19 protein-coding genes and 3 tRNA genes are annotated in these 18,677 nt (G+C 41.0%); 8 read left to right on the top strand and 14 right to left on the bottom strand.

Going from position 1 to position 18,677, the window contains the following annotated elements; all coding sequences use genetic code 11:
* The first annotated feature begins 1 nt into the window (after window position 1).
* The 3 genes from sufS to PR833_RS07340 all read left to right on the top strand — a co-directional run bounded on the left by sufS (window position 2) and on the right by PR833_RS07340 (window position 3,227).
* Window positions 2–1,240: a cysteine desulfurase SufS gene (gene sufS / locus PR833_RS07350; protein WP_040133066.1), complete on the top strand. Its 1,239-nt coding sequence runs from the start codon at window positions 2–4 to the stop codon at window positions 1,238–1,240.
* 170 nt (window positions 1,241–1,410) lie between these two features.
* Entirely contained in the window at window positions 1,411–1,827 is a 417-nt protein-coding gene (gene sufE / locus PR833_RS07345; protein WP_004919167.1) for a cysteine desulfuration protein SufE, read from the top strand.
* A gap of 326 nt (window positions 1,828–2,153) precedes the next feature.
* On the top strand, window positions 2,154–3,227 hold the full coding sequence (locus tag PR833_RS07340; protein ID WP_014658217.1) for a L,D-transpeptidase family protein: 1,074 nt from the start codon (window positions 2,154–2,156) through the stop codon (window positions 3,225–3,227).
* 93 nt (window positions 3,228–3,320) lie between these two features.
* On the opposite strand, the gene PR833_RS07335 is transcribed toward PR833_RS07340, so the two are convergent.
* From PR833_RS07335 to PR833_RS07310, 6 genes are all read right to left on the bottom strand, one after another.
* A complete protein-coding gene (locus PR833_RS07335) occupies window positions 3,321–3,557 on the bottom strand; it encodes a major outer membrane lipoprotein (RefSeq protein WP_004919171.1) in 237 nt (78 codons plus the stop codon).
* A gap of 549 nt (window positions 3,558–4,106) precedes the next feature.
* Window positions 4,107–5,519: a pyruvate kinase PykF gene (pykF, locus tag PR833_RS07330; RefSeq protein ID WP_014658218.1), complete on the bottom strand. Its 1,413-nt coding sequence runs from the start codon at window positions 5,517–5,519 to the stop codon at window positions 4,107–4,109.
* Between the two features lie 403 nt (window positions 5,520–5,922).
* Window positions 5,923–5,999: transfer RNA gene (locus tag PR833_RS07325), tRNA-Val, on the bottom strand.
* A gap of 26 nt (window positions 6,000–6,025) precedes the next feature.
* A tRNA-Val gene (locus tag PR833_RS07320) sits at window positions 6,026–6,102 on the bottom strand.
* Between the two features lie 27 nt (window positions 6,103–6,129).
* Window positions 6,130–6,206 (bottom strand) — tRNA-Val (locus PR833_RS07315).
* Window positions 6,207–6,364: 158 nt separating this feature from the next.
* Window positions 6,365–7,738 (bottom strand): MATE family efflux transporter, encoded by a 1,374-nt coding sequence (locus tag PR833_RS07310; RefSeq protein ID WP_004919178.1) that lies wholly within the window; start codon window positions 7,736–7,738, stop codon window positions 6,365–6,367.
* A gap of 284 nt (window positions 7,739–8,022) precedes the next feature.
* Between PR833_RS07310 and PR833_RS07305 the strand changes: the two genes are divergently transcribed.
* Window positions 8,023–8,679, top strand: a complete 657-nt coding sequence (locus tag PR833_RS07305; RefSeq protein WP_004919182.1) for a riboflavin synthase — start codon at window positions 8,023–8,025, stop codon at window positions 8,677–8,679.
* A gap of 168 nt (window positions 8,680–8,847) precedes the next feature.
* Here the strand turns inward: PR833_RS07305 and PR833_RS07300 are convergent, their stop codons facing one another.
* The 4 genes from PR833_RS07300 to punC form a co-directional block, all read right to left on the bottom strand.
* A complete protein-coding gene (locus PR833_RS07300) occupies window positions 8,848–9,123 on the bottom strand; it encodes a putative quinol monooxygenase (RefSeq protein ID WP_004919184.1) in 276 nt (91 codons plus the stop codon).
* A 26-nt stretch (window positions 9,124–9,149) separates the two neighbouring features.
* Window positions 9,150–9,905, bottom strand: coding sequence for a helix-turn-helix transcriptional regulator (locus tag PR833_RS07295; RefSeq protein ID WP_004919186.1), 756 nt, complete (start codon window positions 9,903–9,905; stop codon window positions 9,150–9,152).
* A gap of 152 nt (window positions 9,906–10,057) precedes the next feature.
* Window positions 10,058–11,206 (bottom strand): cyclopropane fatty acyl phospholipid synthase, encoded by a 1,149-nt coding sequence (gene cfa / locus PR833_RS07290; RefSeq protein WP_014658221.1) that lies wholly within the window; start codon window positions 11,204–11,206, stop codon window positions 10,058–10,060.
* Between the two features lie 359 nt (window positions 11,207–11,565).
* The gene (gene punC / locus PR833_RS07285; protein WP_004919190.1) at window positions 11,566–12,789 is read right to left on the bottom strand and encodes a purine nucleoside transporter PunC; all 1,224 of its coding nucleotides are present in this window, start codon (window positions 12,787–12,789) and stop codon (window positions 11,566–11,568) included.
* Between the two features lie 123 nt (window positions 12,790–12,912).
* On the opposite strand from punC, the gene punR reads away from it, so the two are divergent.
* Entirely contained in the window at window positions 12,913–13,818 is a 906-nt protein-coding gene (gene punR, locus PR833_RS07280) for a DNA-binding transcriptional activator PunR (RefSeq protein WP_014658223.1), read from the top strand.
* On the opposite strand, the gene purR is transcribed toward punR, so the two are convergent.
* Window positions 13,819–14,844, bottom strand: a complete 1,026-nt coding sequence (purR, locus tag PR833_RS07275) for an HTH-type transcriptional repressor PurR (protein ID WP_014658224.1) — start codon at window positions 14,842–14,844, stop codon at window positions 13,819–13,821.
* 269 nt (window positions 14,845–15,113) lie between these two features.
* Here purR and cydH point away from each other — a divergent pair, with 269 nt between their 5' ends.
* Entirely contained in the window at window positions 15,114–15,197 is an 84-nt protein-coding gene (cydH, locus tag PR833_RS20405; protein WP_101495216.1) for a cytochrome bd-I oxidase subunit CydH, read from the top strand.
* A 75-nt stretch (window positions 15,198–15,272) separates the two neighbouring features.
* Here the strand turns inward: cydH and sodB are convergent, their stop codons facing one another.
* Complete coding sequence (gene sodB / locus PR833_RS07270; protein ID WP_014658225.1) at window positions 15,273–15,851, bottom strand: superoxide dismutase [Fe]; 579 nt, start codon at window positions 15,849–15,851, stop codon at window positions 15,273–15,275.
* 701 nt (window positions 15,852–16,552) lie between these two features.
* Here sodB and PR833_RS07265 point away from each other — a divergent pair.
* Window positions 16,553–16,900 carry a Grx4 family monothiol glutaredoxin gene (locus tag PR833_RS07265; protein ID WP_014658226.1) on the top strand — a complete coding sequence of 116 codons (348 nt, stop codon included), beginning with the start codon at window positions 16,553–16,555 and terminating at the stop codon, window positions 16,898–16,900.
* 80 nt (window positions 16,901–16,980) lie between these two features.
* Here PR833_RS07265 and rnt read toward each other — a convergent pair whose 3' ends face one another.
* Window positions 16,981–17,622, bottom strand: a complete 642-nt coding sequence (gene rnt, locus PR833_RS07260; protein WP_004919199.1) for a ribonuclease T — start codon at window positions 17,620–17,622, stop codon at window positions 16,981–16,983.
* 118 nt (window positions 17,623–17,740) lie between these two features.
* Window positions 17,741–18,148 carry a lactoylglutathione lyase gene (gloA, locus tag PR833_RS07255; RefSeq protein WP_014658227.1) on the bottom strand — a complete coding sequence of 136 codons (408 nt, stop codon included), beginning with the start codon at window positions 18,146–18,148 and terminating at the stop codon, window positions 17,741–17,743.
* Between the two features lie 171 nt (window positions 18,149–18,319).
* Between gloA and PR833_RS07250 the strand changes: the two genes are divergently transcribed.
* Window positions 18,320–18,559 carry a DUF1289 domain-containing protein gene (locus tag PR833_RS07250; protein ID WP_004919204.1) on the top strand — a complete coding sequence of 80 codons (240 nt, stop codon included), beginning with the start codon at window positions 18,320–18,322 and terminating at the stop codon, window positions 18,557–18,559.
* Window positions 18,560–18,677 lie beyond the last annotated feature (118 nt).

Below are 18,677 nucleotides of genomic sequence, written 5' to 3'. Positions count from 1 at the left end.
TATGACATACAACGTAACAGCAGTTAGGCAGGATTTTCCTGCCTTATCCCAAAGTGTGAATAATCATCCTTTGGTCTATCTTGATAGTGCAGCAAGTGCACAGAAGCCTCTGCAAGTGATTGAAAAAGAGAGCGAGTTTACGTTGCATCAATATGCTGCGGTACATCGAGGGATACATACCCTCAGCGCGCAAGCGACAAGCATGATGGAAGAGGTACGCCAAAAAGCGGCCGATTTTATTCATGCCTCTTCAGCAGAAGAAATGGTTTTTGTTAAAGGCACAACCGAAGCAATCAACCTTGTTGCCAATACCTTCGGGCGAACATTTATCGGTAAAGGCGATAATATTGTCATTACTGAGATGGAACACCACGCCAACATCGTACCTTGGTACATATTAGCCGAATCTATAGGCTTTGAAATTCGGGTCATTCCTGTTAGTGACGATGGGCGGTTACTGTTAACGCAACTTGGTGAACTCATTGATGCCAAAACACGGTTATTGAGCTTTACTCACATCTCTAATGTGCTAGGCACCGTTAACCCCGTTAAAGAGATTATTCAGCAAGCGAGGGCTTTAGCGGCTAATTGTGGGGCTGAGTTGTATGTGCTAGTCGATGGCGCTCAAGGTGCGATGCACAGTGTTGTTGATGTGCAAGAGTTAGACTGTGATTTTTATACTTTCTCAGGGCATAAACTGTATGGGCCGACAGGGATTGGTATTCTGTATGGCAAAAAATCACTTTTAGATAAGATGCCTCCGTGGGAAGGGGGTGGAGCAATGATCCGCCATGTCAGTCTTAAAAACGGGATCACTTATGCGGATGCGCCATGGCGTTTTGAAGCAGGAACCCCCAATGTTAGCGCCATTATTGGCTTAGGGGCGGCCTTTGATTATCTCAATGCGTTAGGGAGAGCAGAAGCCTTTGCTTATGAAAAGGAAGTGATGTCCTATGCTTCTAAAAAATTAAAAGAAATTCCCTCATTAACCCTATACGGTAACGATCAACGTGAAGGGGTGATTGCATTTAACCTCGGCGCACATCATGCTTACGATGTTGGCTCTTTTTTAGATCAATATGGTATTGCTATCCGTACTGGGCACCATTGTGCATTACCATTGATGGACCGCTATAATGTTCCTGCAATGTGTCGCGCTTCGGTAGGTATCTATACGACCAAAGAAGAGATAGATTCCTTATTCAATGCATTACAGCGCATTAAAAAATTGTTAGGCTAGGCGTTAAAGCCTGATTGTTTTTGTTATCATTGACTGAAAAAGCCAATATGTTATTGGCTTTTTCATTTATTAACCCTGCTCCTATTAACTGAGCGATTTGCTAATCAGCAGAGAAAACGAATCAGGTTGACTAACCTTAGAGACATTTGTGATTAATTAAGGAAAGAAGTATGCCAGCTTTACCCGATGAACATAAATTGCTACGGAATTTTGCACGTTGCCAAGACTGGGAAGAGCGTTATCTATACATGATAGAGCTTGGTGGGCGCTTAACGCCATTAACAGAGCAACAACGTAGCGATAGTAACTTGATTGCAGGTTGTCAAAGCCAAGTCTGGATAGATATGCAAAAACAGCCAGATGGTAGCATTTGTTTTGCTGGTGATAGTGACGCGGCGATCGTGAAAGGGTTAGTTGCAATAGTCATTATTCTTTTTCAGGGGAAAACGGCTGAGCAGATCTTGTCAGTAGATGTCAAATCATTTTTCGCTCAACTTGCTTTGGAGCAGCATTTGACGCCGTCGCGTACTCAGGGCCTTAATGCGATGATCCGGACAATCCTTTCCCGAGCAACACAGCTACAATAATTATCTCGCGGGGAATACTATTTCCCTGCTTGTTTTTTTGAACTGTTCTGAGCAGCCATCCCTTGTATTCATGATTAACTCTTCGATTTAGCTTAACTCATTGTTTCATCAATGATATAACGATTACTACTTACAAAATATTCAACGGGTATTAAAGATAAGCAATATAGTTGCTATTATGTACATCTTGAATGAGAAGCGATGTCTATCCGCTTCGAATCGTCGAGTTGTGGCTAAGCTCCATTTGAATTTCTCGTGGCTGCTTTTTTGCTGCCTAGCTACCCCTCAAGTTATTAGAGCATAGTTTGGTATTCCCTGGAGTCGGTATGAAGAAAGCGTTAACTGTGGCAAGTTTGTTTGTGGCAAGTGTATTGCTATCGCCAGTACAAGCGAAGGATTATCCATTACCAGATAGCAATACGCGCCTTATCGGGGAAAATACACACTATGTTGTACCCAATGATGGTCGTTCATTAGAAATGATTGCCAGCGAATATCAAATTGGTTTACTGGCGATGCTAGAAGCGAACCCCGGTACGGATCCTTATTTACCCGAAGCTGGCAAAGAGTTGATTATTCCGACGCAAATGTTATTGCCAGCAACACCTCGGACGGGGATTATTATTAACCTCGCCGAATTAAGACTGTATTACTATCCTGAAGGTAGTAAAGAAGTGGTGGTCTATCCTATCGGAATTGGTCAATTAGGGCGTGATACACCGGAAATGGTGACATCTGTGAGCCAATCCATTAAAGATCCCACATGGACGCCAACGGCGAATATTCGTAAAAATTATGCCAAAGAAGGGATCACTTTGCCTGCGGTGGTACCCGCAGGGCCAGACAACCCAATGGGGCTTTACGCGTTACGTTTAGCATATGGCAGAGGTGAATATTTAATTCACGGCACGAATGCTGATTTTGGTATTGGTATGCGTGTTAGCTCAGGCTGTATTCGTCTACGCCCAGATGATATTGAAGCTCTGTTTAAAACGGTTCCTAAAGGAACGCGAGTGCAAGTGATCAATCAACCGGTTAAATATTCAAAAGAAGCCGATGGTAGCTATTACATCGAAGTACACCAACCTCTTTCCAAGAAAGCCTCAGATGATCCACAAACAATGCCGATACCGCTCTCTGATGATTTTAAACGTTTCCTTGAAAATGAAGAGATTGATAAAGCATTAGTGGAAAAAGAGCTGGCAAGGCGTTCAGGGTTGCCTGTGAGGGTTAACAAGGAGCAGGGGGTTGAAAGGCAATATGAACCGGAGTACAGCGTGAGTGGCAGTCAAACGGATGAAGTCATCAATGAACAGGGTAAATATCCAGCGTTGAATCCGATTGATGAATTTACTATTTCACAGCCTCAACCTGTCTATCAGGGATCTGAAAACGAATAACAGGTAAAAAATAAGGGCCTAATATCTAGGCCCTCTACATATAAGATTATGCGGTATAAAACAGTAGACTGTTATACCGTTGCTAATTCAAACTTACTTTTTGTAAGAACGAACTTGGTTATCAAGACGTTGGTTAGCACGAGCTGCTTCTTGTTGTGCAGCTTGAACTTCAGCGCGAATAGTCTGGACATCGTTGCTCAGTTGATCAACTTTACCATTCAGAGTTTGCACGTCTGAAGAGAGTTTTTGCACTTCAGTGCTGTTAGAACAACCCGCCAGTAATGCTGAAGCTAGAACGATAGAGCCCAGAACAATTTTAGTACGAATCATTATTTTACCCTCTAGATAGATTTATCTTGAAAATACCAAAGTAAGCGACCAGTAAAATAGATATCAGATTGTTTCTACATCTACTTATTCCATATGAACAACGCAATGCGTTCAGGAATGGTACTTACTTTTTCTTATGCTAGTACTTAATTTCCAGTTTTGCTAGAAATACTTTTAGCCAGACAGTAGGAAAAATAAGAAAAAATGTATTCTCAACTCTCAAGGCTATTATTCAATCAAATCAAACTCTCTTTGAGATATTAGTCTAATATAGCAAATGAATAATAGATTGCAATAACGCCATAAATCAAAATATTCTCTACCGGAAGCATTTTATGTTAAAACAAAACATCCTACCTTATTCGACTAATAGTATAAGTGTTGGATGAGCGAAAATGGCAACCATTTATTGTGCTCAGGCAGAATGACAAACATTCATTTATTGAAACATGACTTAAAAAAACAAAAACGGGAAAAACAAAGTTCTCCCCGTTTTAATTACGCCCTAAATGATGTCTTAAGACGTTATGGATTTTAAGCTATTGCTAATTACAGCACGTGTACGGAAGATGTATTGGTTGTTCCGCTTGGAACTAATGCACCAGATACCATCACAATAGCATCACCTTCTTTCGCCAAGCCGCTATTTAAAGCTGCACGTTTACCTTCGCGGTAAAAATCATCTGTTGATGTGAAACCACCAACCATCATTGGTACTACACCTTTTACCAATAACAACTGACGAGCGGTTTCTTCGTTAGTGGTTAGCGCTAAAATAGGCGCGGTAGGGAAGTATTTACGGACTGATTTGGCTGATTTACCGCCGAAAGTAGCAACGACAATCAGTGGAACGTCTAACTTCTCAGACATCTCAACGGCGCCACGGCAAACCGCTTCGGTGACACGTAGGCGTTGGCCTGGTTTTTGGTTATCAATACGGGTTGGCATGATGCGATCTGTGCGCTCACAAATCGTTGCCATGATAGTAACGGCTTCAACAGGGTATTTGCCTTTAGCACTTTCACCTGAAAGCATCACAGCATCCGTACCATCAAGGATGGCGTTTGCCACGTCGCCTGCCTCAGCGCGAGTAGGGCGTGGGTTTTTGATCATTGAATCTAACATTTGCGTTGCGGTGATCACGACTTTACGTGCAGCAATACATTTCTCAATCATCATTTTTTGGGCGAAAATAACTTCTTCTACAGGGATCTCAACACCCAAGTCACCACGGGCAACCATGATACCATCAGACGCTTCTAGGATATCATCAAAGTTATTCAAACCTTCTTGGTTTTCAATTTTTGAGATGATCTGAATATTTTCGCCACCGTGTTTTTTCAGGTGAGCACGGATTTCTTCCACATCAGAACGTTTACGGATAAACGACGCGGCGACAAAATCGACGCCTTGCTCACAACCAAAAATCAGGTCTTCTTTATCTTTTTCAGCGAGAGCAGGTAAACCAATAGAGACGCCGGGTAGGTTAACGCCTTTTTTCTCACCTAAATCACCATTATTCAAGACTTCACAGATCACTTCTGTCGCGGTGACATCTTTCACTTTCATGCCAATTAAACCGTCGTCGACTAAAACGGTATCACCCGCGTTAAGATCTGCGGTCAAACCGGCATAAGTTACAGCAACTCTGTCTTTATTACCGATAACTGAGGTATCTGTAGTGAATGTAAAAGTTTGACCAGCAACGAGAGAAACATCGTTACCGCCCTCAAGTTTCATGGTGCGGATTTCAGGCCCTTTAGTATCAAGCAGGATAGCGGCTTGTTTGCCAGTTCTCGCACAGACTGCACGTAGATTTTTGATACGTTGACCATGCTCTTCATAGTCGCCGTGAGAGAAGTTGAGACGCATGACATTCATGCCTGCATCAAGAAGTTGGTTCAATTTTTCTTCTGATTCGGTTTTTGGACCGATGGTACAAACAATTTTCGTTTTTTTCATGGCAGTCTATCTAAAGGTTATAAAGGAAATCGGTATTGTCGTCGATTCATGAATACGTTTTGTTGCGCAACGCATTGTATTAAGAATAGGCGACAGTCTGGTGTTCAATGCAATTATGTTGTGGATTAGATCACATTTTTTATGCTAATTATTATGATTGTAACCTAATGCACTAAAGCTAACTTACTGATTTATTTTTGATGAAACCTTTCAGCTTGTGCGATTATTATAGACAACAAAAAACTGTGAGACAAATCAAATTTTGCAAAATTGAGTGAAGAGATATTTCAGATCAAAATAATTGAAGATTTTATCGGTGCTGTTGCGCAACACGAGAAGGTGGTCACAAAAACGGTGGAGCAGATAAGAAAACAAGGGAGAAACAGTGAATAACATCGTTGAATGGTGCGTCCGAGTAGACTCGAACTACCGACCCCCACCATGTCAAGGTGGTGCTCTAACCAACTGAGCTACGGACGCGTTGTAATATCATTGACGTTGTGAAATGGTGCGTCCGAGTAGACTCGAACTACCGACCCCCACCATGTCAAGGTGGTGCTCTAACCAACTGAGCTACGGACGCATTGCAATTTCATTGACGTTTTTGAAATGGTGCGTCCGAGTAGACTCGAACTACCGACCCCCACCATGTCAAGGTGGTGCTCTAACCAACTGAGCTACGGACGCGTTTCAAAACTGTCAGGGTGACAACGGGAACGAATATTAACGTCCTACCGCCGTTCTGGCAAGGGGAAAATGTATTTTCGTGATAGTTTGCTCGTATTTACAGCGACTAAAGCAAAAATACATTCCCCAATCGAATAATTTGCTTGTTATTCCATCAATTAGCGCGTTGAACGAAGTAAAACAACGCTATCAGGTTGCCTATGGATCCACCAAATACGGGTGGCCATACCCACGGCAGCCGCACTTAGACCCACAATAAATCCGATCCAAAAGCCTTTAGGCCCCATCGCAGGGAAGATAAAGTCAGTTAATGCGAGTACATAACCCACAGGTAACCCTAAAATCCAGTAAGCGGTAAAGGTAATAAAGAAGATAGAACGCGTATCTTTATAGCCGCGTAAAATACCTGCACCGATGACCTGCACCGAATCTGAAAGCTGGTAAATCGCTGCAAATAGCATGAGGCTTGAAGCGAGAACAACTACTTCAGGGCTTTTGTTATACATTAACGCAATAGGTTCACGTAAGGTTGCCGTCAGGATCGCGGTACAGCATGCGACTAATAAGCCAACTGCCAAACTGGTATAAGAAGAGACTTTCGCTGCTTCAGTCGATTGTTGTCCAAGGTTATAACCCACACGGATAGTGGCAGCGATACCCAATGACAATGGGAACATAAACATGACCGAGCTGAAGTTTAATGCAACTTGGTGTCCTGCAACCGCCACGACACCCAGCGGCGCAACCAGCAATGCGACGATGGCAAATAGTGTCACTTCAAAAAATAACGCTAACCCAATAGGTGCACCTAAAACAAAAATACGTTTCATAATAAGTGGGTTAGGGGAAGCAAAGGGTTGTGTCGCCTTAATATCGCGTTGTGAGCCCGCTCTTTTTACGTACCAACGCATCATAATGCACATTACCCAGTAGACTGATGCAGTTGCGACACCACAACCCACACCACCTAATGCAGGCGCACCAAAATGCCCATAAATAAAGATATAGTTAATGGGAATGTTGACCATCAAGCCGAGAAAACCAATCACCATGCCTGGTTTGGTTTTGGATAGACCTTCACATTGGCTACGAAAGACCTGATAAAATAGATAGCCGGGCGCACCCCACATAATCGCATGTAAGAAACGGACAGACTTATCTGCTAGCTCTTCATTAATATGCGGCATGTTACCAATAATTAACTTACTATTATAAAGTAAAAAGATCACACCCAGTGAAAGGAAGAACGCTAGCCATAGCCCTTGCTGAATTTGATTACCAATTAACTGACGGCGACCAGAACCATTCATCTGTGCGACGATAGGTGTCAGTGCCATTAATAACCCCTGACCAAAAAGAATAGCTGGCAGCCAGATAGAAAATCCAACTGCAACTGCTGACATCTCGGTTTCACTGACACTACCTGCCATCACGGTATCCACAAAACCCATCGCCGTTTGTGAAAATTGAGCAAGAATGATCGGAATGCCGAGAGCGAGCAAGCTACGCGCTTCTGTAAAATATTTCTGCACGCATACACCTTTAGAGTAATAAATACTGATTAATAGAATATAGAGAAAGAAATGCTAATGATTTTTGATAAATCAAATAGTTAATAGCAACTTTATATTTTAACTCTTTTGATAACTTAAGCCAATGATCTGTTGTTCTTAATATGAAAGAAAGTTGTGTATGGAGCGGCATGATAATGTTACACAAATTCACACATAGGTTGAGCCAAACCACTCAAATTAGATAGATCTCTAAGAATGTTTAGGTAAACTGAGACTATCAATTCATAGCACTGAGAATCATTATGTTTACAGGTATCGTTCAGGGGACTGCCCCAATTGTTGAGGTTACAGAGAGAGCTAACTTTCGTACCCATGTGATGAAATTTACACCAGAACTGCTTGTCGGCTTAGAGACCGGCGCTTCCGTAGCGCATAATGGTTGTTGCCTAACAGTAACAAAAATAGATGGCGAATATGTTAGCTTTGATTTAATCAAGGAAACACTCAGGCTAACCAACCTAGGTGAATTGAAGGTTGGTGATGTTGTTAACATTGAAAGAGCTGCAAAGTATGGTGATGAGATAGGCGGCCATGTGGTATCAGGCCACATTGTGACGACCGCAGAGATCAGTAAAATCTTCACATCAGAAGATAATCATCAAATTTGGTTGTCTATCTATGACAAAGCATTGATGAAATATATTTTACACAAGGGGTTTGTTGCGATTGATGGGATCAGTCTCACTGTCGGTGACGTAATCAATAACCGTTTTTGTGTACATCTGATCCCTGAAACCTTAGCAAGAACCACATTAGGTTTGAAACGGCTGGGGGATAAAGTGAACATTGAAATAGACCCACAAACTCAAGCGATAGTTGATACAGTCGAACGAGTTTTATTGCAGAAAGAGCAGGAAAAAAAAGCTCAAGAAGCGATTACACAGGCAAGCGATAACTAAATGTAACCCTTTGTATGAGGGAAACTGAAAATGCTATAGCACCGAGGAGTTAGCTGGTGTTATAGCATTAAAAGTCTGATAAGTTTTACTATCTTAAGGGCTTAAGGGGAAATCCCTTGTATTTGCACTTTTGTTGGGTTTTTTAGTACCAAGTATTAATTTGCGCCACTATGCTTTTTCGCTAAAATTAATAGAAATGCTAGCATTATCACGTTCAATTGCTTCAACGAGCCGTTTAAAATGCGCTGACTTTTTATGCATTTCAAGCGCATCGGTACTTTCCCATTCTTCAAAAACGATGTAACCATCCTCTTTAGTGATAAGGTCATATTTAATGCATCCTTGCTCACGACGACTTAGCTTAGCTAAATTTTTGATTATGTCTTTGGTTAAAAATCCATTCTTATTTTCTGTTGTGATTTGTGCATATACAACAATACTCATTCCGTTCTCCTTATGTGTATCGAGAACTATCTTAAAGGGAACTTGGCTTTTGTATTGTAAAAAAACGAATAATGAGACTTCAAAAAAGCAGACGGCGTCATCGTGAAATAACGCTTAAAATCACGATAGAAATGGGACTGATCATAATAGCCTGTTTCTAGCCAGCGATAGGTATCTTGCTCGGCAAGCATTGCCTTAAGTAGTTGTTCTAGACGGCAATTTATCTGATATCTTTTAGGGGTAATGCCATATTCTTTTAAAAATTCTTTTTGTATAAAACGTGCGCTGTATCCCATTTCATCAGCAATATCATTAATCTTTTTGGTTGGATTTCGGTAGAGGATCGCCAATATATCATCCACTAATTGATGCTGTTTTGAGACTTTCGTCGCATTAAAACAATCAAGTAGTCCTTTAAAGGATGATTTCGATAACTCTTTATACCAAGGATCCTGCCATATATCGGCTAACGCGGTCGGTATATCGGTATAAGTTAAGATGCGTTTAGGTAATAAAAAACGCACGGCATCATGGCGTACACGCAATACCATGAGCTTCCCATGATTAGGCTCTGCGGTAAAAGTGTCGATACGCGGAATAACAAGCTGATATTTGTTGACTTGTTGATGGTGATCAGTAGACAGACGTAACGCTTTGGTAGAAACCCAAATTTCTGCGCCAGTACCAGGAAAAATTTTAATCGGTGTTGTAAATTTCTTGATAATTAGAATCGAACTGATAAAACCATTCAATTCCGTTGGCGGATAATACTGTTTGAGCATAATTCCTACATAGCGAGTTGTTCGAATCACTTATAATAACGTTTTTTAGTCGAAAGACTAATTAAAATAATATTTATGCATTATTAAAGGCTCTATAAAGAGATTCATCTCAATAATAGAGCCTTTATAAGAAGGAATATTCCGTAATTGTGTTACCGAGGAACTCTAATGCCTCCGCTAACGCCGTTCGGACTCCAGAGGATTTGCCACAACTGAATATCTCTTGCTCGGAAAGCGCCAGCACAAGAGTTTAAGTAATAGGTAAACATACGTTTAAAGCGAGGAGTATAATTATTACTTAGTTCTGACCAACTATTTAAGAAGCGTTCATACCAAGCCATTAACGTTTTATCGTAATCAGCCCCAAAATTGTGCCAATCTTCCATGATAAATTTACCTTCACTTGAGTTCCCAATATTTTGAATAGAGGGTAATACGCCATTTGGGAAAATATATTTACCAATCCACGAGTCCACATTGACTTTATTTTTGTTAGAGCCAATTGTGTGTAACAAAAATAAGCCATCGTCTTTAATATTCCTACGTGCCACATCGAAATAGGTTGCGTAGTTTTTAGGGCCAACGTGTTCAAACATGCCGACAGAGACGATGCGATCAAATTTATCATTTAACTCACGGTAATCTTGCAAAATGATATTAACGTCTAAGCCTTTACAGCGCTCTTGTGCGAGTTTTTGTTGCTCTTTAGAGATAGTGACCCCTGTAACAGAGGCGCCATAATGGCGAGCGGCATAGGCGCTTAAGCCTCCCCAGCCACAACCAATATCTAAAAGGCGCATACCCGGCTCTATTTGCAGTTTGCGACAAATTAGATCCAATTTATTAATTTGTGCCTGTTCAAGTGATGTCGCATCATGCCAATAACCGCAAGAATATTGCATATAAGGGTCAAGCATTAGGGTAAAAAGATCATTACCCAAATCATAGTGCTCTTCTCCTACAATCCAAGACCGTTTTTGGGTTTGCAGGTTTCTTAGGCGCGCCATAGCGACTTTCATGATATCGGTAAGGTTATTCGGCAGCTTAGTGTCGAGTTTCGCTTGCAATACTTTATAGAAAAATATATCTAAGCGCTCACAGTCCCACCAGCCGTCCATATAACTCTCGCCAAGACCGAGAGACCCTTTTTGTAAAACCCTTTTATAAAAATCGGTATTATGTATTTGAATATCGAAAGGGCGAGAGCCGTTTATTTCTATGCCTGCTTGGTTTAATAAAGACTCTGCGATCCTTTGCCAATTCGAAACTTTCGCTTTAGTTTCATCTACACAAGTGCTCATATGCTCTCCAACTTGAGATGAAGGTTTTTGAGATAGAATTTCAGTTTGCTGAAAGTGTAGGGTTGCGAAGAATAGCTTCACAAAGACAGGAGCGCATTTATACCGTCGCGCCCTGAGTTTAAACCATCAATATTTATTAACTCAAAAATCACTTCGGACTAAGTATTATCCGAGTATAGAAGCGATAGTTTTATTTAACAATGGCGAAAAATGTCACTTTAGCCAGAAAAGTAGAATTTGAAAGTAAATATACAGAATTGGAATGTCAAATAAAGAGTGGATGATTTTAAAAAGACGACTTAATTAGGTTTTTTATTCCAAATCAGCCACTACAGAGTAGTGGCTGATAGCAAAATTAGTTATTGAGGCTGATATTCTGCATTTTTCCGTGATGATTCAGTGCAATCTTTTGTATTTTGAACAAAATAACCAATAATCATTGGTAATATTGTTATTGCCATGACACCTGTTGTGGATAGTAGCGGATCAAAAGGTAATGCGGAAACTAATATACTGGCGACAAAACACAATCCCAGTTGTAAGGTATTTTGCAATGCGGCAGCTTTACCACTTGCCTGAGGGTAGGCATTCAGCGCTTTTGAAACTGCAATTGGGTAAGAAGCACCGTTCATTGCTGCCATAAAACAAAAGGGGATTAAGATCATGGTTAGGCTTGGTGTGGTATAAATTGCCATTACAAACAGAATTGACATACTCACAGCATAGCCGATCAATAATAATGGAAATAAGATTTCAGCACGGACTTTGATTAATAAAAAACGACATCCATAACCACCAATAATAAAGGCAAGAGTTTGAGGAATATAACTCAGACCAATATCTGCTGGGTCAAAACCCATATTTCTTAAAATAAAAGGTGACCCCGTTAACCAAGCAAAGAAACCGGCACTACAGGATGCGTAAACCAAAACGTTACCACTGTATATACGTGAGCTGAGTAATTTTAAAAATGAAACGGACTCTTTTCCTGATGTACTACTAATGATCTCTTTTGGGGCAACATTTTTTAATAAAAATGTCGGAAGTAATAATAAAACCCCAACGGCCATTAAAACAACAAAGATAATTTCCCAATCATAATGCTCAAGCACCCATGCACCCAATAAAGGCGCCAAAGCAGGAGAAAGAGCAACTAGGGGCATAATGGTCGCAAACACTTTTTGCGTACTAGAGGAGTCATAACGGTCGATAACTAGAGCTTGCCAAAGAACGGCTGCACTACAGACGCCAATTGCCTGTAAAAAACGTAAGATAAGCAGTTGTGTTGCACTGGTGACCCATAACATCCCTAAACAACTTAAAATAAAGAGTGACAAACCGGCAATGAGGATCGGTTTACGACCTAGCTTATCCGATAAAGGCCCCCATAGCAGTTGAGCAAGGGCAAATCCCCCTAAGAAGATACTTAGAGAAGCACTAATTGCGCCTTCAGAAGTATTTAATGCAGTTTGCATTGACCCAAATGCGGGAAGATACATATCAATAGCTAAGAACCCTAGCATACTCAACCCAGCAAGGTAGAACATAAAGCCTGGGGAGTTTTTTGTCGCTGTATTTGTCATGGCAGATTACTTATCTAAAATTTACAAAATTGTTAATAGATACCCTATTGTATAGGTTGTATTTTTACATTGTGAAACGGTAATATTTGGAATGTGCTATCAAAATTTTTGAAAGGTATCGTTATGTGGTCAGCTCATTCCTTAGAAGTGATTGATGCAGTTGCAAGAACTGGGAGTTTTAGTGGTGCAGCAGAGGAGCTTCACCGAGTGCCTTCTGCGATTAGCTATACGGTCAAGCAAGTCGAGGAATGGCTTGCAGTACCGATATTTGAGCGCCGTCACCGCGATGTTGTTTTAACAGAGGCTGGGGAAATATTTATCAAGCAAAGTCGATCTGTTATCAAAAAAATGACACAGACACGCCACCAGTGTCAGCAAGCCGCAAATGGCTGGCGAGGGCAGTTTAGTATTGCGGTTGACTGCATAGTGAAACCTCAACGAACGGAGCAATTGATCCTCGATTTCTATCGCCACTTCCCAGACATTGAGTTGTATATCCATCCTGAAGTTTTTAACGGTGTTTGGGATGCGCTTGCGGATGGGCGTGTCGATGTGGCTATTGGTGCAACACGCGCCTCACCGATCGGCGAACGCTATAGTTTTCGCGATATGGGGTTTATGTCATGGTTATGTGTTGCCAGTCCTAACCACCCATTAGCGCAGTTAAAGGGAGGATTAACGGATGACCAAATGCGTGAATACCCAAGTCTGTGCCTTGAAGATACATCAAGGAACCTACCCAAACGCGATACATGGGCACTAGATAACCAGCGGCGTTTAGTCGTGCCATTTTGGGAAAATGGAATGGCGTGTTTAGTGAATGGGTTATGTGTTGGGATGGTACCTGAACACCGCGGAGCGCCATTTTGTGAAGCTGGAAAGCTTGTGCCATTACAATTAACACAGCCGTTTCCGCCAAGCCCATGTTGTTTAACTTGGGTTGAAAAAAATACCTCACCGGCGTTGAGTTGGTTACTTGAATACTTAGGAGACAGTGAAACACTCAACGCCGAATGGCTAGCTCCTTAATTAGCGGCGGTAATCGATGAACGGACCATCAGCCACTGAGCGCCGTTCAACTAAACGTGGATGCACTTCGATTGTTTGTGCATCTTCACGTTTATTCACTATGCGATCTAGCAACATAGCGAATGCCATTTGGCCTAAGCGTTCTTTAGGTTGATGTATTGTGGTTAACGCAGGAGTGAAATAACGTGCATTGCGCACATTATCATAACCTATAATGGAAATATCTTGAGGAACCCGTAGCCCCATTTCGTCAGCGGCACAAATGGCGCCCATCGCCATGATGTCACCACCACAGAATACGGCAGTGGGTTTTTGCTTATTACTCAAAATTTGCATCATGGCTTTATAGCCTGACTCAGGTTCAAAGTCGCCTTGAACAATCCATTCGTCACGTAAAGTGACCTTCGCCTCTTCCATGGCCTTTTTAAAGCCAGTGAGCCGCCCAATCCCTGTATTTCTTTCCAAAGAGCCGGGGATCACCGCAATATCGCGATGGCCTCGGTCAATTAAGTAACGACCCGCGAGATAGCCGCCATGGAATGAATTATCAATGATACTGTCAGTAAAGTCACCGCGTGATGTTCCCCAATCCATAACGACCATTGGGATGTTACGGTAATCTTCTAACATATTGATTAGTTTATCAGGATATTCAGAACACATGACGAGTAGGCCATCGACACGTTTTTGTGCCAGCATCTGTAAATAAGCTTGTTGTTTACCTAAGTTATTATGCGAATTACATAAAATTAGAGTATAGCCTTTCTCATAACAACTGTTTTCAACAGACTCAATGACTTCAGCAAAATAAGGTGCCTCACTCGATGTCGCGAGCAAGCCGATGGATTTTGTATGATTAACTTTCAAACTACGAGCAACGGCACTCGGCGAATAATTGAGTTCTTTTATTGCAGCCCAAACAGCAGCCTTAGTATCATCGGCTACAAAGCGTGTTTTGTTAATTACATGGGATACGGTTGTGGTGGAGACGCCAGCGCGCTTCGCCACATCTTTAATCGTTGCCATGGGGAAAAAAAACTCCTGACCAATAAGCGGTCTTGTCATGAATTCTTATTAAAAATTACCAGCATATTGAGGCATAGTACCTTAACTGGCAATAATTTAGCGATTTGTTATCGATTTTGTCTGATCTAGCGCAAAAACAAAAGAAATAATTGATGTTATAACCTGTGATATAGACACTGGTTTTTATAAATCGTCATGTCATACTTATTTAACCATGTTAAAGTTATGGTTATGTTGCTGGTTAACTGTTCGTTTGATGAGAGGAACTCATGGATACAGATTTTAAATTTGGATTATTAGCAGCGTTAGGTTCTTTGGCTGTGATCATTGCTTTTGCAGTACATATTTTCTAATTTTGCCTTTTAAATAAAGGTAGAATGAATAAGGGCGAGTGAATACTCGCCCTTATTGTTAGTGATAAAAATCAATTAAGCTAGATTTTCTTCAACAAATTTCCAATTAACCAGCGCCCAGAAATTTTCTAAATACTTAGGACGTGCATTGCGGTAGTCAATATAGTAGGCGTGCTCCCAAATATCGACAGTAAGAAGAGGTTTGTCATCACCAGAGATAGGGGTGCCAGCGTTAGAGGTATTTACAATCGCTAAGCTGCCATCAGTTTTTTTAACTAACCAAGTCCAACCAGCACCAAAGTTTTTGGTTGCTGCATCAGTGAACTGCTGTTTAAATTCAGCGAAAGAACCAAATGCTTTGTTAATCGCTTCTGCGACTTTACCTGTTGGTTCCCCGCCAGCGTTTGGCGCTAAGCAGTTCCAGTAGAAAGTGTGATTCCAAACTTGTGCCGCATTGTTAAAAATACCAGCATCTGAGGTTTTAATGATCTCTTCGAGTGATTTACCTTCGAAAGCAGTACCTTTGACTAAGTTATTCAGGTTAACAACATAGGTATTATGGTGTTTACCATAATGGTACTCGAGTGTTTCTTCCGAGATATAAGGTTCTAGAGCATTCTTAGCATAAGGTAGAGCGGGTAGTTCAAAAGACATTGCGTACTCCTTGTTTAGGTGTAAAACAACACATATGGGTGTAGTGCTCATAAAGTTGAGCGAATATTTTTATAGCCATGATCATGCTGTTAATGTGCATAAACTGAACATTTATGCGGCATGAACTATTATTTAATATATTAATAATAGCACGATATGGCTGCCTGATTGTAGGCTTAGTCATTATAGGGTTATCTTAACAAATCTTACTGATAAATACACCGTAAAATCATAGGGATATTATTTTATCAGCAGAGTTTCACCGTAACTGTAAACGGGGAGATGAACGTATGGCTTTTCAATAGCGGGTGGATGACTAACGTGTAGTTAGCTCATAACCGCCGTGGCTCTCCTGATTGTTCCCTAATACCAAATAAATTTGTGAGATAGGCTGATAGTTCAGTGAGACTGTTATTCGTTGGTTTTTTATCATTGCGGGAGAGTATGGTAGGAAAAGAGTGATACAGAGCAGGGAGCGTGCTGGGTAGTAGATTTATTTGACTTGAATCATAAATAAGTCACAATACAAGCAAACCAAAGGAGGGGCTTAACACCCCTCTTTTTCATTCGTAATCGCAGCTTAACTCATTGATGTATTAAGAGTGAAATGTAGTATTATGTAGTATGTTTTTTGTTCTGTATTTTTTATCTGATTGAAAAACAAGAAATATACTAATTATATTAATGTTAAGGAAGTAAAAATGACGACAATTGAAAGAATCGAACGCCAGATTAAAGAAAACCCAATCCTGCTGTATATGAAAGGCTCTCCTAAGCTTCCTAGCTGCGGTTTTTCTGCTCAGGCAGTTCAAGCGTTATCTGCTTGTGGTGAACGTTTCGCTTATGTCGATATCCTGCAAAATCCAGATATCCGTGCAGAGCTACCAAAATACGCAAATTGGCCAACATTTCCCCAATTATGGGTTGACGGTGAATTAGTAGGTGGTTGTGATATCATCATGGAAATGTATCAGCGTGGTGAATTACAGTCACTGATTAAAGAAACAGCAGACAAGTACCGTCCTGCTGATGAGACGAAAGCTGAGTAATCTCGTCATTAATGTATCTAAAAAGACCGTATTAAGCGTTTAGACTAATACGGTCTTTCTATTTCGGATACGGCTATTTTTTACTCTTGCTCCGCTGGTGGCCATCCACCGAGCTTTTTCCACTTATTAACTAACTCACAAAAAAGAAGAGCAGTGCGGTTTGTATCATACAAAGCGCCGTGAGCCTGCTTACCGTCGAAAGGGATCCCTGCTGCGACACAGGCCTTAGCTAAAATCGTTTGCCCAAAAACAAGGCCACTTAATGCAGCGGTATCAAAAGTCGCAAAAGGGTGGAAAGGGTTACGTTTTAAACCCGCACGTTCAGCGGCATTCATGACAAAGCTGTGGTCGAATGTGGCGTTGTGAGCCACAATGATAGCTCGATTACAATCGGTCGCTTTCATCCCTTTTCGTACCATTTTAAAAATGGCATGCAGTGCTTCATACTCACTAACAGCACCACGTAAAGGGTTAGTTGGGTCAATCCCCGTAAAAGCTAACGCAGCGGGTTCTAAATTAGCCCCTTCAAAGGGTTCAACATGAAAATGAAGTGTTTCATCAGGCGATAACCAGCCATCTTTATCCATTTTGAGCGTGATGGCGGCAATTTCAAGTAGACCATCCGTTTTGGCATTAAACCCACCAGTTTCTACATCAATGACAACAGGGTAATAGCCCCTGAAGCGGCTAACCAGTGCGTTAGGATTATTTTTATCAGACATTAGGCTTTCATTTTAGGTTTCCGGTTGTTGGTTATTATGCCAAAAACCGAAAAGTTTTGCAGATAAACTCACACTAGGCAGCATATGAACTGCCTAGTGACTTAAGAATCGAAATGAATTAATTACCGAGGCCTTTGCTAGCACTTTTGTTCTCAATTAGCTCGATTTTGTACCCATCAGGGTCTTCTACAAAAGCAATAATTGTACTACCACCTTTGACTGGGCCTGCTTCACGTGTCACATTTCCACCTGCACGGCGGATATCTTCACAGGTCTGAGCGACGTTATCGACACCGAGGGCAATATGACCATAAGCTGTGCCTAATTCGTAACTATCAACCCCCCAGTTATAGGTGAGCTCAATTACGGCACCTTCACTTTCGTCACTGTAACCCACGAATGCCAATGAATATTTATACTCAGGGTTTTCACTGGTACGCAGTAGACGCATACCGAGAACCTTCGTGTAAAAATCAATTGAACGCTGCATATCCGTCACACGTAACATGGTATGTAGTAAGCGCATAAGAGAACTCCCTTGAATTAACTAAATGAAACTGAATCGTTTTAACGACTAATATAACGTACCTATTATCTTTAACACAATGAAATAGGTTTATTTATTGTACAAATAATAGATATAATCGTATTAGTGGAGTATATCATTAATTGGTGTTTTTAGTTAGGTGATATCAGTATGGCAGAGCAACTCGAGTTTTTTGAAATTCAAAGCCCTTGTCGTGGGATTTGCCAAGCCAATGAGCAAGGTTATTGCCGTGGTTGCTTTCGCTCTAGGGAAGAACGTTTCGGATGGTTAAAATTTACCGATAGCCAAAAGCGTAATATCTTACGTTTATGTCGTCAGCGCTATATTCGTTCAATAGCCGTCAAAACTCAGCAAGATGACTCACCTTCACCTCAACAAGAGCTTTTTTAATTGTTATCAACGCACTCATCCCCCATCAATCTTTTTAATTAAAGTTTTTTAACGACTATTCGTTGAAGCGTAATTAAATTGAAATGAAATTAATAAAACATAGTTAATTACTTCATAT

Source organism: Providencia sp. PROV189, assembly GCF_028480065.1.
In the GTDB taxonomy this organism is placed as follows: domain Bacteria; phylum Pseudomonadota; class Gammaproteobacteria; order Enterobacterales; family Enterobacteriaceae; genus Providencia; species Providencia stuartii.
The sequence above is the reverse complement of the archived record's forward strand: the minus strand, read 5'-3'. Positions and strand labels throughout refer to the sequence as shown.

Coding starts and splice junctions, on each gene's coding strand:
- gloA (WP_014658227.1), bottom strand. CDS start 18,148: ATGCGCTTACTACATACCATGTTACGTGTGACGGATATGCAGCGTTCA.
- rnt (WP_004919199.1), bottom strand. CDS start 17,622: ATGTCTGATAAAAATAATCCTAACGCACTGGTTAGCCGCTTCAGGGGC.
- PR833_RS07295 (WP_004919186.1), bottom strand. CDS start 9,905: ATGCTCAAACAGTATTATCCGCCAACGGAATTGAATGGTTTTATCAGT.
- PR833_RS07250 (WP_004919204.1), top strand. CDS start 18,320: ATGGCAGAGCAACTCGAGTTTTTTGAAATTCAAAGCCCTTGTCGTGGG.
- PR833_RS07340 (WP_014658217.1), top strand. CDS start 2,154: ATGAAGAAAGCGTTAACTGTGGCAAGTTTGTTTGTGGCAAGTGTATTG.
- punC (WP_004919190.1), bottom strand. CDS start 12,789: ATGACAAATACAGCGACAAAAAACTCCCCAGGCTTTATGTTCTACCTT.
- sodB (WP_014658225.1), bottom strand. CDS start 15,851: ATGTCTTTTGAACTACCCGCTCTACCTTATGCTAAGAATGCTCTAGAA.
- purR (WP_014658224.1), bottom strand. CDS start 14,844: ATGGCAACGATTAAAGATGTGGCGAAGCGCGCTGGCGTCTCCACCACA.
- PR833_RS07265 (WP_014658226.1), top strand. CDS start 16,553: ATGACGACAATTGAAAGAATCGAACGCCAGATTAAAGAAAACCCAATC.
- PR833_RS07300 (WP_004919184.1), bottom strand. CDS start 9,123: ATGAGTATTGTTGTATATGCACAAATCACAACAGAAAATAAGAATGGA.
- sufS (WP_040133066.1), top strand. CDS start 2: ATGACATACAACGTAACAGCAGTTAGGCAGGATTTTCCTGCCTTATCC.
- punR (WP_014658223.1), top strand. CDS start 12,913: ATGTGGTCAGCTCATTCCTTAGAAGTGATTGATGCAGTTGCAAGAACT.
- sufE (WP_004919167.1), top strand. CDS start 1,411: ATGCCAGCTTTACCCGATGAACATAAATTGCTACGGAATTTTGCACGT.
- PR833_RS07305 (WP_004919182.1), top strand. CDS start 8,023: ATGTTTACAGGTATCGTTCAGGGGACTGCCCCAATTGTTGAGGTTACA.
- PR833_RS07335 (WP_004919171.1), bottom strand. CDS start 3,557: ATGATTCGTACTAAAATTGTTCTGGGCTCTATCGTTCTAGCTTCAGCA.
- cydH (WP_101495216.1), top strand. CDS start 15,114: ATGGATACAGATTTTAAATTTGGATTATTAGCAGCGTTAGGTTCTTTG.
- cfa (WP_014658221.1), bottom strand. CDS start 11,206: ATGAGCACTTGTGTAGATGAAACTAAAGCGAAAGTTTCGAATTGGCAA.
- pykF (WP_014658218.1), bottom strand. CDS start 5,519: ATGAAAAAAACGAAAATTGTTTGTACCATCGGTCCAAAAACCGAATCA.